Raw genomic sequence first — 21,809 nt, forward strand, 5'->3', positions numbered from 1 at the left:
AGACAGAAGACGAGAGGAAACTCGAATGACCCATCAATCATATGGGGGCGACTGAAACGTGTCAAACGGGTTTACAGTTGAAGTGACGACCGGGGCTGCGCCGACGGTATCTCCATAGAATCGGCGTCGCGTCGCCCTACGAGCGCCAGAGGCCACGGTCCTCGAGCACGCGACGTGCCGCATCCTTCGAGACGGACAGCGAGAAGCCTCGGGCGCTCAAGAATCGCACGAGCTTCTCATAGGGGTGAGCACCAGAGAGCGACCTGGATGCGATGAGGTCATAGGCGCGGTCGGCCTCGCCGTCGGGATCAAGGTAGTCATCAGGCCATCCGGGGACCGCTGAGGCCTCGATGCCCTTCCGTGCAAGTTCGCGCTCGATACGATAGGAACCCCAGCCGGCCTGGACCTTGGTCCGTATGAAGACATCGGCGAACCGGTCATCGTCGAGGACCCTACCCTTCTTCGCACGGTCGATGACCTCGTCTATGACCGACGGGAGATATCCGTCGTCGTGGAGCTTCGTACGGGCCTCGTGGACAGAGTAGTCACGCCGGTCCACGAGGCCCGAGAGCCGTGACACCGCACAACGTCCCTCGATGGAGCGCACGGCGTACAAGAGCTCGGCCCGAGACGAGTATCCGGGAGGGTCGCAACAAGCATCGGACGCCTTGGTCAATGCCTTCCCTACAGCCAAGGGTACCAACATCACCTCAGGAGACTGGGACGGTCCGATGAGGACCTTGGCGCGCGGCCTCCTCCCACCTAGAGACGAGCTGGTCTGCGATGGGAGCTCCACGTTCCACGCGAAGCCCTGCGAGGCCGACTGCTCGGTGTGGTGGTCCATGGAAGGCTATTCCTTCTTCGCTTCGGGAGCCTTGTTGGCGGCGGGGTCTTCAGCATCCGTGACTGGCGCCCCCACGCGATCGTCCTCAAGGTCCAGTCCGCAGGCCACGCGGACCTTATGCTCGATCTCAGAGGAGAGGTCTGGGTTGGACCGGAGGAAGTCCTTGGCAGCCTCGCGTCCCTGGCCAAGGCGTTCTCCCTCATAGGTATACCAGGCCCCAGACTTGTTGACGATATCCTCGTCAGCCGCCATGTCGAGGATGGACCCCTCCTTCGAGATGCCTGTGCCATACATGATGTCGAATTCGGCCTGCTTGAAGGGAGGAGCGACCTTGTTCTTGACGACCTTCACCCGGACGCGGTTGCCGACCACCTCGCCATTGACCTTGATGGAGTCGATCCGCCTGATGTCCATGCGGACGGAGGAGAAGAACTTCAGGGCACGGCCACCGGGCGTGGTCTCGGGGTTGCCGAACATGACGCCGATCTTCTCACGGAGCTGGTTGATGAAGATGCAGGTGGTGTTCGACTTGGCAAGCGAGCCAGCGAGCTTGCGGAGCGCCTGGCTCATGAGACGGGCCTGGAGTCCGACCGTGGTGTCACCGATCTCTCCCTCGATCTCCGCGCGCGGCACGAGGGCCGCCACGGAGTCGACGACAACGACGTCGATGGCTCCGGACCGGACGAGCATGTCACAGATCTCGAGGGCCTGCTCACCGGTGTCAGGCTGTGATATGAGGACCTCGTCGATGTCTACACCGAGCCGAGCGGCATACCCGGGGTCGAGGGCATGCTCGGCGTCTATGAACGCGACGACGCCGCCCATCGCCTGGGCCTCTGCCAGGATCTCGAGCGAGAGCGTGGTCTTGCCGGAGGACTCGGGACCGTAGATCTCGACGATACGCCCGCGCGGGACGCCGCCTATGCCGAGAGCCGCATCAAGGGCCACCGATCCTGTGGGAATGGCCTCGATCTCGAGGTCGGGACCATCGTCCCCATACTTCATGATGGCACCCTTGCCGAACCTCTTCTCGATCTCAGCGGTGGTCGATTCGATCATTCGATCGCGCTCTGCGCCGGTGCTCGGCCCATGGACCTCTTTGGTGACGTCCTTGCTCTTGGACATGGCATCCCCTCTCGTCGTATGCACTATAACCGAACATTCGTTCGTAGTCAACGGACACAGGTCGAGGGTACCAGCGAAAACTGACAAGGATTCGGTTCCGACTGTCAGAATTCTGACACGAACGGTCAACCACGAGGGTCTCGAGTCCTTACGCTCGGAGCTGTCACCGATGGACCCCCTCGACCGACCGAGACCTCAGGCGAGGGTGCCACCACACTCCATGAGACCCTCATGAAGCTCGGCCAACGCGACACGAACCGCCTGGGCACGTACCTCATCGCGATCCCCAGTGAACGTGTGCAGACGAGCTGAGGTGGACGCTGCAGTCGAGCGACCTATCCAAACCGTGCCGACCGGCTTGCCCTCCTCGGCACCACCAGGTCCAGCGATACCCGTGACGCTCACTGAGACGTCGCAGGCGAGCACGGCTCGGGCACCTTCGGCCATGGCACACGCACACTCGGACGAGACTGGCCCCACTCCATCGATCACCAGGGGCGGGACACCAAGGACCGACTCCTTGACGGAGCACGCATAGCTCGTGATGCCGCCCATCATGACCTCGGAGGACCCAGGTATGTCCGTGATGGTCGCAGAGACGAGGCCGCCCGTGCACGACTCGGCCGTCCCGAGCGTGCGACCGGCTGCTCGTGCCTCGTGGACGAGCGCCTCGGCATCTCTCATGACCTCGTCGTCAATCCTCATCACGAGCCCCCCCGAACAGGACGTCCTTGCCCTTCATGAAGTAGTCGATGCCAGAGACCACCGTCAGGACGACGGCAGCGGCCATCACGAAATTCGAGACGAGGAAGAGGGCATCCGCACATGCGCCCGCCGGACAGGCCCTGGCCACGAGCAAACCTGCGATGGCCCCCATGGTCGTGGCCGTCTTCCACTTGCCGAGGCCGCTTGCGGCCACGACGGTGCCGTCGGCCGAGAGGACCATCCTCAGACCGGAGACAAGGAACTCCCGCGTCACGATGATGAAAGGCACCCACACGCTCGTGAGGTCCCACTGTACGAGGACAAGCAGGGCGCAGATGACCACGAGCTTGTCAGCTATGGGGTCGAGGAACTTCCCGAACACCGTCACCTCTCCCCTACTGCGGGCAAGGTAGCCGTCAAGCTTGTCGGTAAGGGCGATGATGCCGAAGGCGAAGGCCACGGCAAGGCCCCATGCCGAGATGGAGGTGCCATCAGGAAGAGGCGCGGCCTCAGCCAAGGCAAGCCAACCGAAAGTTGCGACGACACGCACGCACGTGACGACGTTCGCAGGCGTCCAGATGGAGCGTCTGCTCATCGATGGTCCCCACCAACGAGCTCGCCCTCGAGCTCGTAGCAGAAGGAGTCCGTGAGCCTGCAGGTGACGACGTCACCGACCGAGACGCTCCCCTCGACGATATGGACCGCCCCGTCGGAGTCGGGAGCCTGGAACCAGGTGTGTCCTATGAGCTCATCGCCCGTATCGGTCGACTCGACACCGTCGATGATGACCTCGCAGGTCTCACCGACATGCCTCGCCGTAGCATCGAACCCGAGCTGCTCGGCCGTGTCGATGAGGCGCTGGGTACGCTCGAGCTTCACATCGTCTGGAATCTGGTCCTCCATCCTGCTGGCGACCGTACCCTCCTCGGGGGAGTACGAGAACACCGAGCAGTAGTCGACCCGCTCGTGCTCGAGGAACCCGACGAGCTCGTCGACCTCGTCGTCCGTCTCGCCGGGGAACCCGACGAGCGCCGTCGTTCTCAGGACCATGCCGGGGATCTCGCTCCTGAGACGCTCGAAGAGGCGTCCGTACTCCTCGGAGGAGCCCGAGCGGTTCATGCGAGTGAGGATCCTCTCGGAGCAATGCTGTATGGGGATGTCTATATAGGGCAGCACCTCGGGAACGTCACGTATGACCGAGACCAGCTCGTCCGTCATTCCCTCGGGCTGCAGGTAGAGCACGCGTAGCCAGCCGCCATAGGGCGCGACGAGCGTCGCGAGGCGCCTGAGCAGCGAGGCGAGCGAATCGCCTTCGGAAAGGTCACACCCCCACACACCGGTGTCCTGACCGATGAGCACGACCTCGCGCGTTCCACCCTCCATGAGCGAGGAGACCTCTTGGGCGATCTCGGCATAGGGACGCGAGTGATACCGCCCGCGAATGTAGGGAATTGCGCAGAAGGCGCAGAACCGGTCGCATCCATCGGAGATCTTCACGTAGGCACTCGTGCCGCATATGGTTCGGAGTGACTCACCGGCCAGGTCGTCAACGGAGGCAAGAGGCTTTGCCTCCTGCTCGGGCAGTCCGAGGACGCGCCTGCACACGGAGACGATATCGTCCTCCTCGTCGGTGCGGACGAAGGCTGAGACCTCCGGGAGCTCGTTCGGCAGGTCAGACCCATACCGGGAGGGAACGCACCCGCACATGACGATGGGGCACGAACGCACCCCTTCCCTGACGCCCTCGGCGAGCTCGAGGGTGCACTCGATGCTCTCTTCCGTGGCGCTGGCGAGGAATGAGCAGGTGTTGATTATGACGAGGGAGGCGTCCTCGACCTCCTCGACCTCCCTGAAGCCGCCCCTCAAGAGGAGCGCCCTCATTCGGTCGGTATCTACCTCGTTCTTTGCACAGCCGAGCGTGACGAACAGGACGCTCGGCATATCCTCAGCGATAGTTTGCATAGTTCAGCGGCTGCCCATAGTCGGCGGAACGGAGGAAGGTGATGACCTCTTGGAGGGCATCACGAGAGGCGGAGCTCACGCGGAGCTTGTCTCCTTCGATGGTGACCTTCACCTTGAGCTTCAGGTCACGGATGTCCTTGGATATGCGCTTGGCGACATCCGCATCGATGCCCTGGACCAAGTGGCCTGCACGCCTCAAGGACCCACCCGATGCTGCCTGGTCGACATCCCACCTCAGGGACTTGAGGTCGACCTTGCGCTTGGCGAGCCGCCCGTTGAGCACATCGACTACCTGGCCGGCGACGAACTCCGATGGGGCCTCGACCGTGAAGGTGCCGTCAGCCTTCGAGAAGTCCACCGTCGCTCCTGACCCCTTGAGGTCATAGCGCTGCGAGAGCTCTCTGAGGGTCTGCTGGTAAGCGTTGTCGACCTCCTGGAGGTCGACCTCCGAGACGATGTCGAAACTGGCGTCCTTGGCCATGATGCTCCTCTCGGCGGGCGTCGCCCGCATTGCGCTGCTTGCTATGAGGTTGCCTTCGTCTGCGAGGTCGTCTGGGCCGAGGTCTGTGCCGTCGTGGCATCAGAGGTGGTGGCCGCGGATGTCGTCGCAGGGGAAGTGCCTTGTATGGTGAGCTTGCCGAGCCCCGAGGTCTTGGAATCGAACTGGACAGCGGTCCCGTTGTTCGTGACGCTCACGGCCGTGGTGTCGGCAACTTGAATCGTGATGGAACTCGTGACCACGTATGAGGCGGACCAGGGTCCCGTGATGGTCTCCGCGACCTTGCTCTCACCGTCACATTGGACCTCGAGCCAGGTGACCTGACCATCGGCCACCGTCACCACGACATCGGTCTCGGTGGCAGCCTCGGTCGTCGCAGAGCGTGCGACCGCAGCCGAGAGTGCCGCCTGCTCGGCCGCCTGCTGGGTCGCGGAGACGGTGGATGCGGACGCGGTGGAGGCTGACGAGGTGGCGACACTCACCTGCTTGCCCGTGGATGTCGTGCTCGTGGTGCAGGAACGGACGGACACCACGATGATCACCATGAGGGCTATGGCAAGGACGGCGAACATCGTGAAGATCGTCCGCCGGGTGTCCGAGAAGTAGGCCTCGATAACACCAGCGACTCCCGAACGCGGTGCCTGGGAGGAGCTCGCTCCCCTGCTCTGCAGCTGACGCTGGTACGAGTCCGGCTGACGACGCCGGACGTTGGGACGTTCGGGCGTGACGATGTTGCGCGAGGACCTCCTGCCCGCCTGGGTGGAGGCCGCCTCATAGGGGTGTGCCGTGTCGTCGTAGCGAAGGTCATCACGATATTGGCTCGGCGTCACCCGGCGGGTGGTGATGTCGCCGTTCACGGCCCTCGTACGACCAGAGGCAGGCTGCGAGGGGACGGGGGCAGAGGACTCCTGTCGTGCGGCGCGCCTCGCCTGACGGGCGGCACGACGCGCCTCGACGCTCTCGTCATCGGTGGGCAGAGCAGAGGAGTCCCGAGGCATCCGCCCGGTATAGGGCCTGCCTTGGGGGTAGCCTTGCGTCGATGGCGTCTGAGATGACGATGGGCGACGAGTGCTCCCAGCCATCGTGTCCGATGAGGGACGCTGCCAGGACGACGATGGCGTGACACCATGGCCCTGGTCTCCCGAACCGCGCCAGCCAGCCCCCTGGCTCCCCCTGCCAGGGCGTGAGGTGACCGTCCGGTAACCGGCCGGGTCCGATGCGTTCACGGCCGGCTGATACCTGCTCGAAGCGGTACGCACGGACGAGGCGCCGGTATTGGGAAGCTCATAGATCGGCTCGTTGGCAGGGGTGTGTGTCGTCCGCCTCCGTGGGGATCCAGAACCGGGGGTCTCCGCATTGAACTCAAATAGGTCCTCAGAGAACTGGTCGATGACCTGTTGGGGGTTCAGCCCGAGGTAGCGAGCATATGACGAGAGCATCCCCTGTGCATAGCCGCTCTTGGGGAGGCTCTGGAAGTCACCCTCCTCGAAGGCCAGGAGGACCTGCTCCTTGATCCTGAGCACGTTCGAGGCCTGGGTAAGCGAGAGGCCAAGCTGCCGCCGCCTTGTGACCAGCAGCTGGCTAAAACGCGGACGAGACAACCTACACCTCCCGGAACTCGGTCTCGGCGGACCTCAGCTCCTCGAGTCCAGCCGCGTCGAGAAGCACCTCTCGTGGCTTGGATCCGTCGGGGGGACCGACGACGCCCTTCTGCTCGAGCATGTCCATGATTCTACCTGCCCTAGCGTACCCCACCTTCAGCCTACGCTGCAGTCCGGATGTCGAACCGAGTTGAGAGTCCACAACTATCTGCGCTGCCTCCCATACGAGCGGGTCGTCGTCCGAGGCGACCTCATCGGACGTATCCGCCCTCCCTGGGACCACCGCCGACAGGATCTCGTCATGATACTCCGGCGTGACCTGCTGCTTGATGAACTCGACCGTCTGCTCGATCTCGCTGTCGGAGACGAAGCACCCTTGGGCGCGGCGCGGGCGCTTGCCACGGAGCTTCACGAGCATGTCTCCGTTGCCCAGGAGGCGTTCGGCGCCGGTCTGGTCGAGGATGATGCGCGAGTTCATGCCATTGTCGACCGAAAGGGCCACACGATTGTCGATGTTGGCCTTGATGAGGCCCGTGACAACGTCAGCCGAGGGACGCTGCGTTGCGACGACGAGATGAATTCCAGCAGCCCGGCCGAGCTGGGCGATCCGCACGATCGAGGCCTCGACGTCCTTCCCAGCCACCATCATGAGGTCAGCGAGCTCGTCGATCACGATGACGAAGTAGGGCATGGCCTTCGGCGGGTTGTCCATGCTATCCCACTTGCCCCCGCTCACGTTCCGGTTGTACGTCTTTATGTCACGTACCCGATAGTGCTCGAAGACCTTGAGCCTGCGCTCCATCTCGGAGACACCCCACTGGAGCGCGCTCGCAGCCTGGCGAGGCTCGGTCACCACAGGCACATAGAGGTGAGGAAGCCCTGCATAGCCGGTGAACTCCACGCGCTTGGGATCGACCATGATGAGCCGCACCTGGTCAGGCGTGGCCCTCATGAGAATTGACATGATGATGGAGTTCAGCATGACCGACTTGCCCGATCCCGTGGTACCTGCCACCAGGAGGTGCGGAAGCGTCGCGAGGTCGACGACGATGGGCTTGCCCTCCGAGTCGCGCCCGAAGGCGACGTCGAGCGGTCCACCCTGCGCATAAGGAAGCACGTCGCCGAGGCAGACGCTCTGCGACTCCTTGTTCGGAATCTCGATGCCCACGAGCGAGGTCCCGGGAATGGGAGCGAATATGCGGACGCTCTTGGAGGCGAGCGATAGGGCGATGTCATCCTCGAGGTTCGTGATCTTGCTCACCCGCTCGCCCTCGCCCATGGAGATCTTGAACGTGGTGACACGAGGACCAGCGACCCAACCGACGACCTTGCTCGCGAGGCCGAACTCCTCGAGGGTGCCCTGGAGCCGGTTTGCGACCGCCTGGAGCTCAGACTGCGAGGATGCCGACGTTGCCGAGTTGGGGTTCGAGTCGAGAATCGACAAGGGTGGGAGCTCGAGGTCGGAGCTTGCGTCGCCGGGACGCTTGAGGTCCTTGGGCGAGCCCGCCTTGATGTCCTTCTCCCCCCTCTTCCCACGAGGATGTGCGCGTTTGGTCGTACGCTTGGCCCCTGACTCGAGGAACTCGGGAACCGATCCACGGGTGGCATCCTGGCCATCGTCCTCGGGGACGGCCACCTCCTGTACGACCGCGGGCACTGGCTTGGGCGCCTCGGTCGCCGCCTTGCGTGCCCTACCTGACTTGCCAGGCTTCCTTGAGGCGCCTCGTTTCAGCACGCTGGTCTGACGGGCCCCGATATAGGTGGTGACGGCGTTACCGTCACCGTCGAGCAGGGACGCCTGAGCCGGATTGGCGACGGGTGGGACCTGCTCCACCTCATCAATTCCATCCGTGGGACGCACACGAGAGCGCGAGCGCAGCGAGGGGAACCTCCTGCGGTCCCGCATCGTGTCGGACCCATCCTCGGCATCCCGTACCTGCTGGGCACGATGGGAGTTCAGAGACCTCCTTACCTTGAGGACGAGGTCGGAGATCGAGAATCCGCAGACGATGACGCCTGCGATGATGAGTCCTGCCAGTATCACGTCGCCCACGACCGTGCCCACGAGCCTCACGAGCACCCAGGCGATGCCTGCACCGACATAGCCGCCCGAGGCCGCAAGGACGGACTCCTGGAAGAGCGAGTCAGGCATGAGCTCCACACCTGGCACGTTGAGCGAGAGGAGTGCCAGGACGGCGAGCACGACCATGGAGAGCCCGACTGCCGCGCGGGCGGAGATGGGCTTCTCGGAACGCACGAAGAACGTGAGCGAGAAGAGGAACAACGCGATAGGCACGAGCAAGGCACCTGATCCGAAGCCCATGGTGAGTCCGACCGAGCAGGCATGCGTCACCAAGGCCGAGCTCGGAGAGACAAGCGAGAGGACCATGGCCACCGACAGGACGGCACATGTGACCCCGGCAATGTCATTGCGGGCGGTGCCCCCTACGACACGGTCGTCAGACTTCGGCTTTGACGCCGTTCTCGACTGGCGCGCGCCGTTCTTCTTCTTTGCTGCGTTTTGGGTGCGACTCTTGGGCATCTAGACCTCCATCACCACCGGGATGACCATGGGCCTCGTCTGGGTCTTGTTCCAAAGGAAGTTGGAGAGGCTGTTGCGGACGGCCTTGCGAACCGCATCGGTGCCGCCAGCGGACGAGAAGCTACCAGACTCGACGGTCTTCCTGATGGCGGCCTCGGCCTCGTCGATGAGGGACTGGTCGTCGGCGAACGAGACGCCTCGGCTCGTGAAGTCGACCTCGTCCACCTTGTGCTTACGCGTGGAGACCGTGACGACGCAGGTCACGATGCCGTCAGTCGCGAGCTTCTGGCGGTCGCGAAGCACCACGGGGTCGGTGTCGCCGATTCTAAGGCCGTCGACATAGACGATGCCGGAGTCGACGGGCTGCCCGAGGGTCACCTTGCCACCGCGCATCTCGAGCGTGTCGCCGTTGTCGCAGATGAAGACATGGTCCTTGGGGATGCCCATGCTATAGGCGAGCTTCGCATGCGCGCGAAGGTGGACGGCCTCGCCGTGTACCGGCATGAAGTAGGAGGGTCTCGTCATGGCGAGCATGAGCTTGAGCTCCTCCTGGGAGCCATGGCCCGAGACGTGGACGACGGCGTTGGACTTGTCGTAGATGTCGCAGCCGATCTTGGAGAGCGAGTTGATGATGCCCTGGACGCTCTTCTCGTTACCAGGCACCGGCGTGGCAGAGATGATGACCGTGTCACTTGCCGTGATGGTGAGCGAGCGATGCTCGCCGTTGGCCATGCGGGCAAGAGCAGAGAGAGGCTCGCCCTGGCTACCGGTGCAGAGCACGACGATCTTGTTATCGGGAAGGTCATGGACGTCATAGGCGTCGACGATGTCGTTCTCGGAGATGTTGAGGTACCCGAGCTCACGGGCGATCTTGGTGTTGGTGAGCATGGAACGTCCCGTCACCACGACCTTGCGGCCCACGGCCGTGCTCGCGTCACAGACTTGCTGAAGGCGGTGGATATGGCTCGAGAAGGATGCCACGAAGACGCGACCTGGTGCGTTCTTGATGATATGGCGCAGGGCCGCGCCCACGGTCGCCTCGCTCGGCGTGAAGCCGGGCTTCGTCGCATTGGTGGAGTCCGACATGAGCAGGTCGATGCCTTGCTTGCCGTACTTGTTGATGGCGGCATAGTCGGACCGGACCCCGTCGATGGGGGTCTGGTCAAGCTTGAAGTCACCCGTGTGGAGCACCGTCCCCTCAGGGGTCTTGATGAGGACGCCCAGCGCCGCAGGGATGGAGTGCGTCATCGAGAAGAAGTCGATGGAGAAGGCGCCGAGGTTGACATGGCTGCCATCAGACACCGGACGGAACTTAGGCTGCTTGATGTTGTGCTCGGCAAGCTTGCCCTCGATGAGTCCGAGGGTGAGCTTGCTCGAGAAGATGGGGACCTTATGCTGCAGGTCCATGAGCAGGTATGGGAGGGCCCCGGTGTGGTCCTCGTGGCCGTGGGTGATGATGATGCCCCTCAGCTTCTCCTCGTGCTCGAGCACGTAGGTATAGTCAGGGAGCACCAGGTCGATGCCTGGTTGGTCATCGTCAGGGAACATGAGCCCGGCATCCACGAGTACCATGTCGTTGCCGTACTCGAAGGCCGTCATGTTCTTGCCGATGCCGTCAAGTCCTCCCAGCGGGATGATCTTGAGTGCTGGTGTCTTCTTTGCCATAAGGGCTGATATCCTTTCGATCAGAACACCTGACGCGCAGCGCGCCTCAGGTCGTATACGGTGAAGCTACAGTTGAAATCATTGTACTCGATGGGAGGCCCAGCCATGTCCTGCACGAAGGCCGAGTATCGCAGATATGCGTCACTTGCGGACGACGTCCTCACGAGTCAGTGTGCCCTCTCGGCGTTCCACGCGTCCGGCCCCGGGGGGCAGGGGGTCAACACGAGCGACTCCGCCGTCCGCCTCGTCCACAGGCCCACGGGAATCGTGGTCACCTCTCGCGAGGAGAGGAGTCAGCTGCTCAACAGGAAGAGAGCGCTTGCGAAGCTCCGAGCACGACTCAGGGTCTTGGGCACGCCCGCCAAGCATCGCACGAAGACCAAGCCGAGCAAGGCCTCGCGCCAACGACGTCTCGACGCAAAGCATCGAGACGGCCGCATCAAGCAGATGAGGCGCAAGCCGCACGACGAGGGCTAGAGAGCGGCCCCGGCAACCGCATGGTCACCGGGGCCGCTGCGGACACGTTCGTCCCTACGACCTAGCTCTCGTGATGACGGCGGGGTGTGCGCTCGGAGCGTCCGCCGTTGTCGCCGGGCCTACGGTCATGGCTGTGACCATTGCCGTTCGAGTGGTTGCGGTCATTCCCACGGTGGTCACCACCGCGGTGGTCGTGGCTGCCGCCATTCGAATGACCGGAGCCGGCAGGTGCCTCGGGCTTGTCGATACGGTCCAGGCTGATCTTGCCCTTCTCGTCGACCTCGAGCACGCGCACGTGGACCTCGTCGCCGATGTTGAGGACGTCCTCGACCTTCTCGACGCGGCCCTTGGCCACGCGCGAGATGTGAAGAAGGCCGTCCTTGCCCGGGAGCAGCTCGATGAAGGCTCCGAAGGGCTGGATGCCGACCACGCGACCGGTGTACTCCTCGCCGACCTCGGGGACCTTGACGATTGCCTTGATGCGCGCCGCGGCCTCGTCGCCCGCACCATTGGTGCCTGCGATGAAGACGGTACCGTCCTCCTGGATGTCGATCGTGGCACCCGTGTCGTCCTGGATGCCGCGGATGACCTTGCCACCGCTGCCGATGACGTCGCGGATCTTGTCGGTCGGGATGTTGAGCGTGATGATCTGGGGCGCGTTGGCCTTGGGGGCCTTGCGCGGCTCTGGAATCTTCTCGAGCATCTTGCCGAGGATGTAGGCACGGCCCTCGTGGGACTGGTTCATGGCCTGCGTGAGAATCTCGGGCGTGAGGCCCGTGGCCTTGTTGTCCATCTGCATTGCGGTGATGCCACGCTCGGTACCGGTGACCTTGAAGTCCATGTCACCGAGGAAGTCCTCGAGGCCCTGGATGTCGGACAGGACGACGGTCTTGCCCTCCTCCTGGATGAGGCCCATGGCGATGCCGGAGACCGGACGCTTGATGGGCACGCCGGCGTCCATGAGGGCAAGGGTGCTACCGCAGGTGGAAGCCATCGAGCTCGAGCCGTTGGAGCTCATGACCTCGGAGACGACGCGGATGGTGTAGGGGAACTCGTCCTCCGACGGGATCACCGGGAGCAGTGCGCGCTCGGCAAGGTTGCCGTGCCCGATCTCGCGGCGCTTGGGGCTTCCCATGCGACCGGTCTGACCGGTGCAATAGGGCGGGAAGTTGTAATGGTGGATGTAGCGCTTGCCGTCGACGGGCTCGATGGTGTCAAGGCGCTGCCACTCGTTCAGCATGCCGAGCGTTGCGACGGAGAGGACCTGGGTCTGGCCGCGCTGGAAGAGGCCGGAACCATGGACCAGGGGCAGGTAGTCGGGGGTCACCGTGATCGGACGGATCTCGTCAGCCACGCGGCCGTCGACGCGCTCGCCGGTCTCGACGACCATGCGGCGCATCGCGTGCTTCTCGAGGCCCTTGAGCTCGACGGGGATGGCACGCGAGTACTGGAGCTGCTCCTCGGGCGTGAACTCGTCCTTGATCGAGGCCTTGAGAGCCTCAACCTTGCCGATGCGGCTGAGCTTGTCTGCGTCCTTGAGAGCGGCGCTCATCTCGTCCATGTGAGCGATGACCTTGTCGTGGACATAGGGAATCGGCTCGTCGAGGACGTAGCTACGCTGCTCGATCTGGCCGTTGGCCTCGACCCACTTGGCGAAGAACTTCTTCTCCTCCTCACAGAAGGCGCCGATGGCCTCCTGGCCGAAGGCCATGGCAGCGAGCATGTCCTCCTCGGAGATCTCCTGAGCCGAGGCCTCGAGCATCGAGATGAACGTTGAGGTGCCGGCAAGCTCGAGGTCGAGGTCGGAGGCATCGCGCTCCTCGTACGTCGGGTTCACGATGTACTCGCCGGTCTCGGGGTTACGGCCGATGCGCACGCCAGCGAGAGGACCTTCGTAGGGGACTCCACCGACGGTCAGTGCCGAGCTGGCACCCATGATGCACATCATGTCGACGGGGTTCACCTGGTCGGCGACGAGCGAGGTCGCGACGACCTGGACCTCGTTACGGAACCCATCGGGGAAGCTCGGGCGCAGCGGACGGTCGATCATCCGTGCCGTGAGGGTGGCCTTCTCCGAGGGACGTGCCTCGCGCTTAAGGTAGCCTCCCGGGATACGGCCGACGGCGTACATCTTCTCGATGAAGTCGACCGTGAGCGGGAAGAAGTCGTAGTCCTTGCGCTCATCGGAGACGACGACGGTGACGAGCACCGTGGAGTCGCCCTGCTTGACGAGCACGGCGCCCGTGGCCTGCTCGGCGAGCTCGCCGGCCTCGAGGACATAGTGCTTGCCGTAGAGGTCGAACTCGTGGGTAACCTTGGTCATGTTGTTCCTCTTATCTCCGCCTGCCACATTGCAGACGGGCCTCGTGGGGCCTCCCCTGTGCACGGGGACGTATCTGTTCGGCGCGACGCGTCGCGCTGCCCCGACGTGCATCCCACCGTGGGCGCACGTCTATCTGAAGAGGGCGCCCGCAGGCGCCCTCACCGGTCCTACCTACTGGATGTTGTCGCGAATCTTGAGTTCCGCGATGAGGCTGCGGTACTCCTCGATGTCGTTCTTCTTGATGTAGCCCAGAAGACGGCGACGCTTGCCGACGAGCATGAGGAGTCCACGACGGGTGTGGTAGTCCTTCTTGTGGCTCTTCATGTGCTCGGTGAGCTCGCGAATGCGCTCGGTGAGAAGGGCGACCTGCACGGATGCAGAGCCGGAGTCCTGCTCGTTCTTGCCGAACTGCTTGATGAGCTCGGCCTTGCGCTCCTTGGTAACGGTCATGCTATGACACCTTTCCTCATGGATTCGCCCCGGACTGGGTGCGCCGTCGGTGTGTGACGTGCGACCAGGTACGGGGTACGGACGAACGAACGAAATCTTAGCACATATTAACTTGGCTCCCGTCAAGATGGTTTCGTTCCTGTCACAACGCCGGCAACCATCAACGTCGCCCGTGCCTCATCGCGTCACTCATACAAAGCGAGAATCTGAGGAATCAATGCGTGCCAATCACGATTTCGAGCAGTTTCAAGACCGCCCGAGACGAGAACCTGCCTTAGCGCCTCGTCGTTTGCCAGCCTCTCCACTTTCTCAACGCCCCCCTCTATATCCCCAAGTTGATAGAGAAGGCAATTGCTTCCATCAATAAGATACTCTGAGTTCCCGTTGTTTAGAGCGGCAACGACAAGTCCGCCGGTGGACATCATCTCCAAGGGAGGGTAAGAAAAGCTCTCTAGCGAGCTCGTCTTGAGAAGGATGTGGCATTGCGAGTAGACCTCGGGGACTCTCTGATGTGGCACATCATGGAAATACTTATCGACCTTCCACTCATCCTTTGGACCAGAGCCATATGACATGTACCAAATCTCGAATCGTTCCGGATCGAGTCTAGAGGCGATTTGAAAAGCTTCCTCGACGTTCTTATGTGGAGACTCTGAGTCGCCCTCTATGAGGACCCTGATCTTGCCTCCCCATGATCGTTCTGATGAAGAGAACAATCCTATGTCAATTCCATTTGGTGCAAACAGTGGCTCTCTGTGATAGACCCGTTCAAGCCAGTCCGAGCACCACTTTGAGATGGTGACGTAACCCACGTCATCGCAAGCATAGGTGGCGTTTGCCCCAAGACGAAAGTCAGACGTATTCGGATAGAACCCGGGTTCCCAATTTTGAACCAAATAAAGCAGTTTCGTAACGTTAGGACAACCCCTAAGAGGGAGAAGCGTATTCCAAAGCGTCGCTACGGCAATATCGACCTTGCCGCCGAGGAGGGAAGCCGTTGTAACTGAATGGGATGGCCTCATGCGAATTACTGGGAACTCATGCCCTTCGAACTCATAGAGGTATGGAATGGGATTTGCATTCTGATAATCGTCGACAACCGTTACATCATATCCGGCATCCTGCAGCATGCAGCAGTGTTTTAGTGCAACGAGAGAGCCACCGCTCGTCCAGAGCGACGGCAAAGCCATGAGGACGTTCGTACTCTGGTCAGCCCGAAGAGCAGAAGCACGTGCAAGAGCCTTATCGGAACAGACTGGGTCGGTCTCCGGAAGCAGAGTACCTAGTTGAGCAGTGCTGAGAGTTGGGCTCTTCCCAGAATCGAGAATGCCTATCAACTCGTTGATACCTCGATAGACTCTCTTCTTGAGATTTGAGGCCTTCGAACAAAACGACTCGCAAACATCGTTCATGGGGCCACAGAACAAGAATGAACGGGCGAGAGCAAGGCACGTTAGGTCGCATTGGGCCTTCGGAACCCTTTGTACGGATACACCTGAAGCGGAAAGCTGGTCGCAGATAAAGCCAAGGATTTCTTCGTCCTCTTTGCACATGTCGATCTCCTCGAACACAAGAAGATCAAAAAAGGTCGCGTGCGCAGTGAGAGCTGAATAGGTCGAACGGATGTTGGAACAGGATTGTATCGGGGCGTCAATCCCATCCGAACAGACGAAAGCCCTGTCAATAGTGCCCCGTAGATTCCCGCACGGAGCGTCGCCATGGTAGCGCGTATATATGATTGCAGCAGATGAGTGGGCTAAGTCTGCGCATCCAGAATCTTCAGCAGGCACGCTAGAACCACAAACGACGAAAGCGTCAATTCCACTGTTGATGAGATTCTCACAATACTTCGAATACTTCCCGAGCGTTGCGCCATCAACATCATTTCCAAGGAAGTATGCTGCGTTGATATGCCGATGCGAAACAATGTACTTGGCAATACTTGAGCCAGTCCCAAGGGTCGTGCAATGCGCCCTACAGAAGTCGCGAGCCCTCTCGCCAATCTCAGTCCGAACACTCTCATTGGTCACCAGTAAGTTCAGGGCCTCTCGCCAATCAAGTTCAGTCCGACAGAGTAGGCCGGTCTGCCCGTCATGAATCATCTGCGCAAACGCCCCGATATCGCTGGCAACTGTAGGCACACCTACAAGTCCTGCCTCGACCCACTTGTTCTCGGACTTAGCCTCGTTGAAGACATTATTCGTCAAGGGAGCGATATTGATATCGCAACTTGCGATGAGCCCTGGTAAGTCTCTCCAATCGCAAAAGTCGCGGGTATGGACGCGGCCCGTAAAACCGTCAAGTTCGGATGGAAGATCAAGGTCTCCGACAAGAAGAAGCTCGACATTCTCGTGCCTCTCAAGAATGGAAACCAGTGCAGGTAACACCATATTGAAATCATCGTTATGCGTGATGCTACCGCTAAAATAGCCTATCGTTACATGGTCCCGATGGGCTTGCCTCAGGCTATATGCGGCATCAGACAGGGCTACCATCTCAGCTGAAGCGACATTACGATTGACAAACACATTAGGCACGAGGCGCCTTAGCCCGTCTGCCATCCCATCGGTAGTGGTGATTGCAGAGCCACACAATTTCAGCAGTCGAGCATAGGACTCGACACCAGCATCATAGCTAGCCTTATCTGCCGGTGCCATAGATGCAACATATGGAATCTGATCCGTATAGAACGTATCTATGACGAGATCATCGATATCGAAGTAGACGTCCTTGTTCAGCTCCTTTGCTCTCCGGACGAAGAGCTCCATATCGGAGGACCATGGACATCGAAAGATGACAAAGGAACGCGCAAGTCCGACGTCTTCCAGATGAAGGTCACAAGCATCCAAGGAACAGACGGCAAGCCCAGCGGAACGGAGTTGCTCCACTTGATGATCAACCCTGTACCTTATGGGATGTGGAAGCGTCCTATCGCATCCGTTGATAAAGAGCACGTCGTAGAAGTTTGGAATGCTGGCCGACTCATGACCAGAGGACAACAGAGGAATGAAGTGCCTTGCTCTCGCCGTAATGCCAGACCAAGCGATTGACCAAGGGCTCTCATTCTCAAGGCGCTTGCCAAAGCGACTGACTTTTGTGCTGATATAGCCCATATGCATCCTCGCATCTATATGTTGAACTAATCGCTTATCTGCGGTCGGAAACGGACCTGCCCGCAGGCGTTGCAAACAACGGATTGACCGTAAACGGGTTTCCCCAATCCACATCTTTGCTAATCAATTCCTCAATTGCGCGCTCTTCCGATAGAGGAACATGATGGATGGGACACTCGCATGCACCTGCAAGAACTTGCTCAATATTTCTCATGGGCACCGCACCGTAGCGTTCGGAGAGCGCCTTATTCCTAGCAGCCTTACCAATCGAACCGGAGTCCTCTCGATCGGCGAGGCATGACTGAAGGCCTGCAATCCAGTCTTGTTCAGACCTGCAGACGAAACCGGACCTTCCATCGTCTATCGCCTCACAGTACGAAGAGACGCTGCTAGCGCAGGTAGGAGTTCCCACAGCCCCAGCCTCAAAGACCTTAAGCGCGCTCTTGCAGTTTGTAAAATCATCGATTACCAGCGGCGCAAGAGCCACGTCGACGGTCGCCTGCAGCGCTTGAAGGCACGCCATGTCGACGATAGGCAATCGGATGAGCCTGCCGGCATGTGTGATTTCGTCATAGCTGCTATCTAGTAAGAGGTCGCCAACAATTAAGAGCTGGGCATTCTCAGCAAGCAAAAATGAGGACAGAGCGCCTGAGAGAATTGAAAAATCACGATCGTGGCTCGCAGTCCCGCTGAAGTACCCGATGGTGAAAGGTTCGCCCCTACGCTCCCGCCTCGATTCATATAGCTCATTCGATAAGCGAGCCTGTCCTTCGCTCAGAAAGGACCTCAACGTATACGAGGGCTTGTTGTAACGAGCGCTAAGCAATTCCGTAAGGTATGTAGTGGATCCAATAAAGCAGTCAGAGACCGATGACATGAGCTCGAAACGGTTACAGCACCCGTACCAGAAGGCTAGCTCCTCGGTGTTCCGCTTATCCCTAACCATGGCATCAATTACCCGCGGGGCAGCAAGCAGTCCGAGGACATCATCATCAACAAGATATGCAATTCGAATCAACCGGCCCTTTGCTGCTAACGAAAAAGCCCACACGTCCGGCCGGATGCGCATTCGTATGAGAACAATAAGGTCGACAAGTCCTAGCAGCTCATCTTTTACGAGATCAAGCTCTTCGACATAGATGCAAACGGCGTATGAATTCGTAGACAGGCTGAGACACTCAGACACATTCCGTCCAAAGTACCGGAACGTCGCATCATCACCAGATTCCCGCTCGTATAACAAGAGCGCGCAGCGCTTACCCTGTCGATGCGCGGCGCGTAGCGCCTCCATCCGATTTGAAATGGAGGGCCAAGATAATCCTTCTTCACAATCAAATGGAGCGTGATACCCATACCGAGCAAGCCATCCGTCGACAGATGGCGTGGTATTAATATCGGACGAGGACGCCTCACGCGTTCTGTGGGCAGTATGTGAGCCGAGAGACGAGATGCAGTTCTTCAGACGGTGATATGGAGAACTATCTGCGGGACGAACTCCTCCCATAAGCTGTAACTCCTTAGCCTCAGTTAGTATAAATCGTGCCTTTAAGGGCTAAATTTCTTTGAGCTCATTCCAATCGGTAACCCATTCATTGCTCAGTATGGCCTAAGCAAGCTATCACCATTAAGAGAACTATATCTGGCTCGACCCAGATAGCGAGACGAGACCGCGCGAACCTTTCAACATCACACGCCCTCATATGGAATACGAGCATATTCAACCGGACACCTGATCTTCTATCCGGGTGTATTACCATAGCTTGGATGGCATCATGCGAACGACTTGCTAACGCTCTGGAGGAACATGTCAGCAAACGATAACGTCAAGCTAGATAATACTTCATACCTAAAGTTCGGTAGCCTCATTCGCGGTGATGGAAAGATATTTCAACAGGTTATAGCTAATCTACCGCAGGGTAGCCGCCTTATTAGCAATGCGAAGACAGCTGGCGAGAGTCCCACGCCCCTGCCTTCGCTCATCATAGAACGCGACGCAGCCAAAACCAGCTACGTTCTCATTCTGGCCATTCTATCTGTTCCCCAGGATGTAACGATCACTGTCGTTGATGAGAGCAATGAGACGATTTCGAGTTATCAGGAAACTCTAAGTCCAAGGACGACGAAGCTCGTGGGTCGTCTCAATACGATCAACAAGAGCAGAGTGGTCGAACTTAGAAATTGCGACAGAGAGGCTCTCCCGCATTCAGCACGGCTATCTGTCAACAACATTATCAATGATGCTAATGACCAGGATATTGTATGGGGAGAGGCCACCTTTGACGTCTTTACCGATGCTGAGCGGCAGGCTCGGGTGCACATGCACATCCTTGGATCAGACGGTCAAGAGATTTCAAGCGAGCCATGCATCATTCTTCGCGACAGCTGTGATTGCATGCATGAGTTTCCAAACGTCTATCTAAGGACAATCCAATACTCCATCAGGATCCCCTCCAAGACGGAGTCTTTCATAGTCTGGGCTGAATCTGATTCACCGCTTCCCGATGGTATGGTGTGCGTGCAGCCTGATTGGGCAGCAAACCTCCGGAAAGACTGGCATGCCATGACGGATGGAGCGATGCTCGACCCCGACTATAATGATTGGTTCATACATAATCACCGATCGAATCCTCGCTCAATCAGCCTCCAGCGCACCGTATCGTTTGATATTCAGCCGACCTTTTCGATTGTTGTTCCTCTCTATCACACGCCCCTAACGTTCCTTGACGAAATGATTCAGTCCGTACTCTCGCAGACCTATTCAAGATTTGAACTTATCCTTGTGAATTCGACCACAGAAGATCTTGATCTCACATTGGCGGTGGACAAATATGCCAAATCAGACAAACGTATAAAGGTAATATCGCTCAATACCAATCTCGGGATAACCGAGAACACCAACGCGGGCATCAGATCGGCAACTGGTGACTTCATAGCGTTTCTCGACCATGATGACATATTGGAGCCGGACATACTCTATCAATATGTTGTAGGAATTAACGAATACCCCACGACGGATCTTTTATATTGTGATGAGGACAAGGTCCAGGACGGCGTGTATAGCGCACCGAACCTTAAGCCTGACTTTGATTGGGACCGACTATATAGCTTCAATTATGTTTGTCATATGCTTACCGTACGCAGCAGCGTGCTAAATACCCTTGAACTTCCAGGTAGCGAGTTCGACGGAGCACAGGACTATCACATGACGCTCCGAGTCGCCGAGAAGGCAAGGAACATCTTTCATGCTAGAAAAGTCCTCTACCACTGGCGAATCCACGATGGCTCGGTCGCATCAAACGCCGACGCTAAGAGCTGGACTTCTGATGCAGGCACTCTAGCTATCCAGACGCATTTTGACCGCATCGGTGTTCATGCGCATGTGACCGCTCGAGACATTTCTCCTAACACATACAAAGTGAATTACGAGCTCTTTGACAAGCCCCTCATTTCCATAGTCATCCCGAACAAAGATGCTTCAGCGTATCTAAAGCGTTGTCTCGACTCGATATTGCATGGAACGTCCTACGACAATCTCGAGATCATCGTGGTAGAGAACAACAGCTCAGAGCCAGAGACGTTTGAGTATTATGACCAGGTGGTTAAGGATGATCCTCGGGTAAAGGTCCTGCGTTACCAGGGGGAGTTCAACTATTCGGCAATCAATAACTGGGCTGTCGACCAATCGACGGGTGAATACGTCATTCTCCTGAATAACGACATTAAGGTAATTTCACCCGATTGGATAGAGCAGATGCTCGGTCACTTTCTTGAGAAGCGGGTAGGCATCGTAGGCGCAAAACTATTGTTTCCCGACAACACGGTCCAGCATGCAGGAGTGAGGATGCGTCCTGCCGGTCCGAATCACATCTTCCTTCGATATCCGTCCGATATGCCAGGATATCTCTCATATAACCTCGTATGCCGTCAGTGCTCTGCCGTTACGGGCGCGTGTCTCATGGTAAGTAGAGAAGCATTCGATGACGTCGGAGGTCTTGACGTAGGGTTTAGAGTCGCTTTCAATGACGTTGATTTTTGCCTGCGCGTCGGAGCTACGGGAAGATCTGTGGTTTGGGAACCAGATGCTCTTCTCTACCACTATGAATCGGTTTCGCGCGGGCTTGACGATCTAGACAACACTAAGCTACTGCGCCTCAAGAAAGAATCTGGGACGCTTCAATCTAGATGGCCTGAAGGTTTCACCGGTGAAGACCCCTTCTCAAGCGTCTCGTTTGACTACGAAACGCTCTATTGTGCACTAAGAAAATGAACTGGTCAGAGTACCCACACGTCGACATCAGGTTCCTCGGCCTCGTCCCTTCTTCACCGACGTCCGTCATCCTCGACTTCAGGGTCACGGCAAGGGGGCTTGCTCGAGACCTGGTCTGCCTCAGAGCTGGAACCGGCAAGGACTGTCGCATCGACCTCCCCGTGACCACGCTCAGCGATGAAGAGTCCTCTCGCGGCGTCCGTACCATGGAAGTTACCGTCGAACTCACAGATGGG

At 59.2% G+C, this 21,809-nt stretch carries 14 protein-coding genes and 1 pseudogene; 2 read left to right on the plus strand and 13 right to left on the minus strand.

The window, feature by feature from the left end; all coding sequences use genetic code 11:
- Positions 1 to 136: 136 nt before the first annotated feature.
- The 9 genes from LKE50_07035 to LKE50_07075 form a co-directional block, all read right to left on the minus strand.
- A complete protein-coding gene (locus LKE50_07035; protein MCH3968352.1) occupies positions 137 to 844 on the minus strand; it encodes a recombination regulator RecX in 708 nt (235 codons plus the stop codon).
- Positions 845 to 850: 6 nt separating this feature from the next.
- Positions 851 to 1,969, minus strand: coding sequence for a recombinase RecA (gene recA / locus LKE50_07040; GenBank protein ID MCH3968353.1), 1,119 nt, complete (start codon positions 1,967 to 1,969; stop codon positions 851 to 853).
- A gap of 195 nt (positions 1,970 to 2,164) precedes the next feature.
- Complete coding sequence (locus LKE50_07045; protein ID MCH3968354.1) at positions 2,165 to 2,674, minus strand: CinA family protein; 510 nt, start codon at positions 2,672 to 2,674, stop codon at positions 2,165 to 2,167.
- Positions 2,664 to 3,269 (minus strand): CDP-diacylglycerol--glycerol-3-phosphate 3-phosphatidyltransferase, encoded by a 606-nt coding sequence (gene pgsA, locus LKE50_07050; GenBank protein MCH3968355.1) that lies wholly within the window; start codon positions 3,267 to 3,269, stop codon positions 2,664 to 2,666. Before pgsA ends, LKE50_07045 begins: the two co-directional genes overlap by 11 nt.
- Positions 3,266 to 4,615, minus strand: a complete 1,350-nt coding sequence (gene rimO / locus LKE50_07055) for a 30S ribosomal protein S12 methylthiotransferase RimO (GenBank protein ID MCH3968356.1) — start codon at positions 4,613 to 4,615, stop codon at positions 3,266 to 3,268. The genes pgsA and rimO overlap by 4 nt, the downstream gene beginning before the upstream one ends.
- Positions 4,616 to 4,619: 4 nt before the next feature.
- A complete protein-coding gene (locus tag LKE50_07060) occupies positions 4,620 to 5,117 on the minus strand; it encodes a YajQ family cyclic di-GMP-binding protein (GenBank protein MCH3968357.1) in 498 nt (165 codons plus the stop codon).
- Positions 5,118 to 5,158: 41 nt separating this feature from the next.
- Positions 5,159 to 6,658 carry a helix-turn-helix domain-containing protein gene (locus LKE50_07065; GenBank protein ID MCH3968358.1) on the minus strand — a complete coding sequence of 500 codons (1,500 nt, stop codon included), beginning with the start codon at positions 6,656 to 6,658 and terminating at the stop codon, positions 5,159 to 5,161.
- A gap of 79 nt (positions 6,659 to 6,737) precedes the next feature.
- A complete protein-coding gene (locus LKE50_07070) occupies positions 6,738 to 9,278 on the minus strand; it encodes a DNA translocase FtsK (protein ID MCH3968359.1) in 2,541 nt (846 codons plus the stop codon).
- Complete coding sequence (locus LKE50_07075) at positions 9,279 to 10,943, minus strand: ribonuclease J (GenBank protein ID MCH3968360.1); 1,665 nt, start codon at positions 10,941 to 10,943, stop codon at positions 9,279 to 9,281. It abuts the gene before it with no gap.
- Between the two features lie 186 nt (positions 10,944 to 11,129).
- Here LKE50_07075 and LKE50_07080 point away from each other — a divergent pair.
- Positions 11,130 to 11,420 (plus strand): annotated as a pseudogene (locus tag LKE50_07080) (peptide chain release factor-like protein).
- Between the two features lie 61 nt (positions 11,421 to 11,481).
- Here LKE50_07080 and LKE50_07085 read toward each other — a convergent pair.
- The 4 genes from LKE50_07085 to LKE50_07100 all read right to left on the minus strand — a co-directional run bounded on the left by LKE50_07085 (position 11,482) and on the right by LKE50_07100 (position 18,492).
- On the minus strand, positions 11,482 to 13,743 hold the full coding sequence (locus tag LKE50_07085; protein MCH3968361.1) for a polyribonucleotide nucleotidyltransferase: 2,262 nt from the start codon (positions 13,741 to 13,743) through the stop codon (positions 11,482 to 11,484).
- A gap of 171 nt (positions 13,744 to 13,914) precedes the next feature.
- On the minus strand, positions 13,915 to 14,193 hold the full coding sequence (rpsO, locus tag LKE50_07090) for a 30S ribosomal protein S15 (GenBank protein ID MCH3968362.1): 279 nt from the start codon (positions 14,191 to 14,193) through the stop codon (positions 13,915 to 13,917).
- A 185-nt stretch (positions 14,194 to 14,378) separates the two neighbouring features.
- Entirely contained in the window at positions 14,379 to 17,306 is a 2,928-nt protein-coding gene (locus LKE50_07095) for a glycosyltransferase (protein ID MCH3968363.1), read from the minus strand.
- Positions 17,307 to 17,340: 34 nt separating this feature from the next.
- Positions 17,341 to 18,492 (minus strand): glycosyltransferase, encoded by a 1,152-nt coding sequence (locus tag LKE50_07100; GenBank protein ID MCH3968364.1) that lies wholly within the window; start codon positions 18,490 to 18,492, stop codon positions 17,341 to 17,343.
- Between the two features lie 618 nt (positions 18,493 to 19,110).
- Here LKE50_07100 and LKE50_07105 point away from each other — a divergent pair.
- Positions 19,111 to 21,573 (plus strand): glycosyltransferase family 2 protein, encoded by a 2,463-nt coding sequence (locus tag LKE50_07105; GenBank protein MCH3968365.1) that lies wholly within the window; start codon positions 19,111 to 19,113, stop codon positions 21,571 to 21,573.
- Positions 21,574 to 21,809 lie beyond the last annotated feature (236 nt).

The sequence above is a fragment of the Atopobiaceae bacterium genome (genome assembly GCA_022483015.1).
Lineage (GTDB): Bacteria > Actinomycetota > Coriobacteriia > Coriobacteriales > Atopobiaceae > JALCUE01.

Coding starts and splice junctions, on each gene's coding strand:
- LKE50_07035 (MCH3968352.1), bottom strand. CDS start 844: ATGGACCACCACACCGAGCAGTCGGCCTCGCAGGGCTTCGCGTGGAAC.
- recA (MCH3968353.1), bottom strand. CDS start 1,969: ATGTCCAAGAGCAAGGACGTCACCAAAGAGGTCCATGGGCCGAGCACC.
- LKE50_07045 (MCH3968354.1), bottom strand. CDS start 2,674: ATGAGGATTGACGACGAGGTCATGAGAGATGCCGAGGCGCTCGTCCAC.
- pgsA (MCH3968355.1), bottom strand. CDS start 3,269: ATGAGCAGACGCTCCATCTGGACGCCTGCGAACGTCGTCACGTGCGTG.
- rimO (MCH3968356.1), bottom strand. CDS start 4,615: ATGCCGAGCGTCCTGTTCGTCACGCTCGGCTGTGCAAAGAACGAGGTA.
- LKE50_07060 (MCH3968357.1), bottom strand. CDS start 5,117: ATGGCCAAGGACGCCAGTTTCGACATCGTCTCGGAGGTCGACCTCCAG.
- LKE50_07070 (MCH3968359.1), bottom strand. CDS start 9,278: ATGCCCAAGAGTCGCACCCAAAACGCAGCAAAGAAGAAGAACGGCGCG.
- LKE50_07075 (MCH3968360.1), bottom strand. CDS start 10,943: ATGGCAAAGAAGACACCAGCACTCAAGATCATCCCGCTGGGAGGACTT.
- LKE50_07085 (MCH3968361.1), bottom strand. CDS start 13,743: ATGACCAAGGTTACCCACGAGTTCGACCTCTACGGCAAGCACTATGTC.
- rpsO (MCH3968362.1), bottom strand. CDS start 14,193: ATGACCGTTACCAAGGAGCGCAAGGCCGAGCTCATCAAGCAGTTCGGC.
- LKE50_07095 (MCH3968363.1), bottom strand. CDS start 17,306: ATGGGCTATATCAGCACAAAAGTCAGTCGCTTTGGCAAGCGCCTTGAG.
- LKE50_07105 (MCH3968365.1), top strand. CDS start 19,111: ATGTCAGCAAACGATAACGTCAAGCTAGATAATACTTCATACCTAAAG.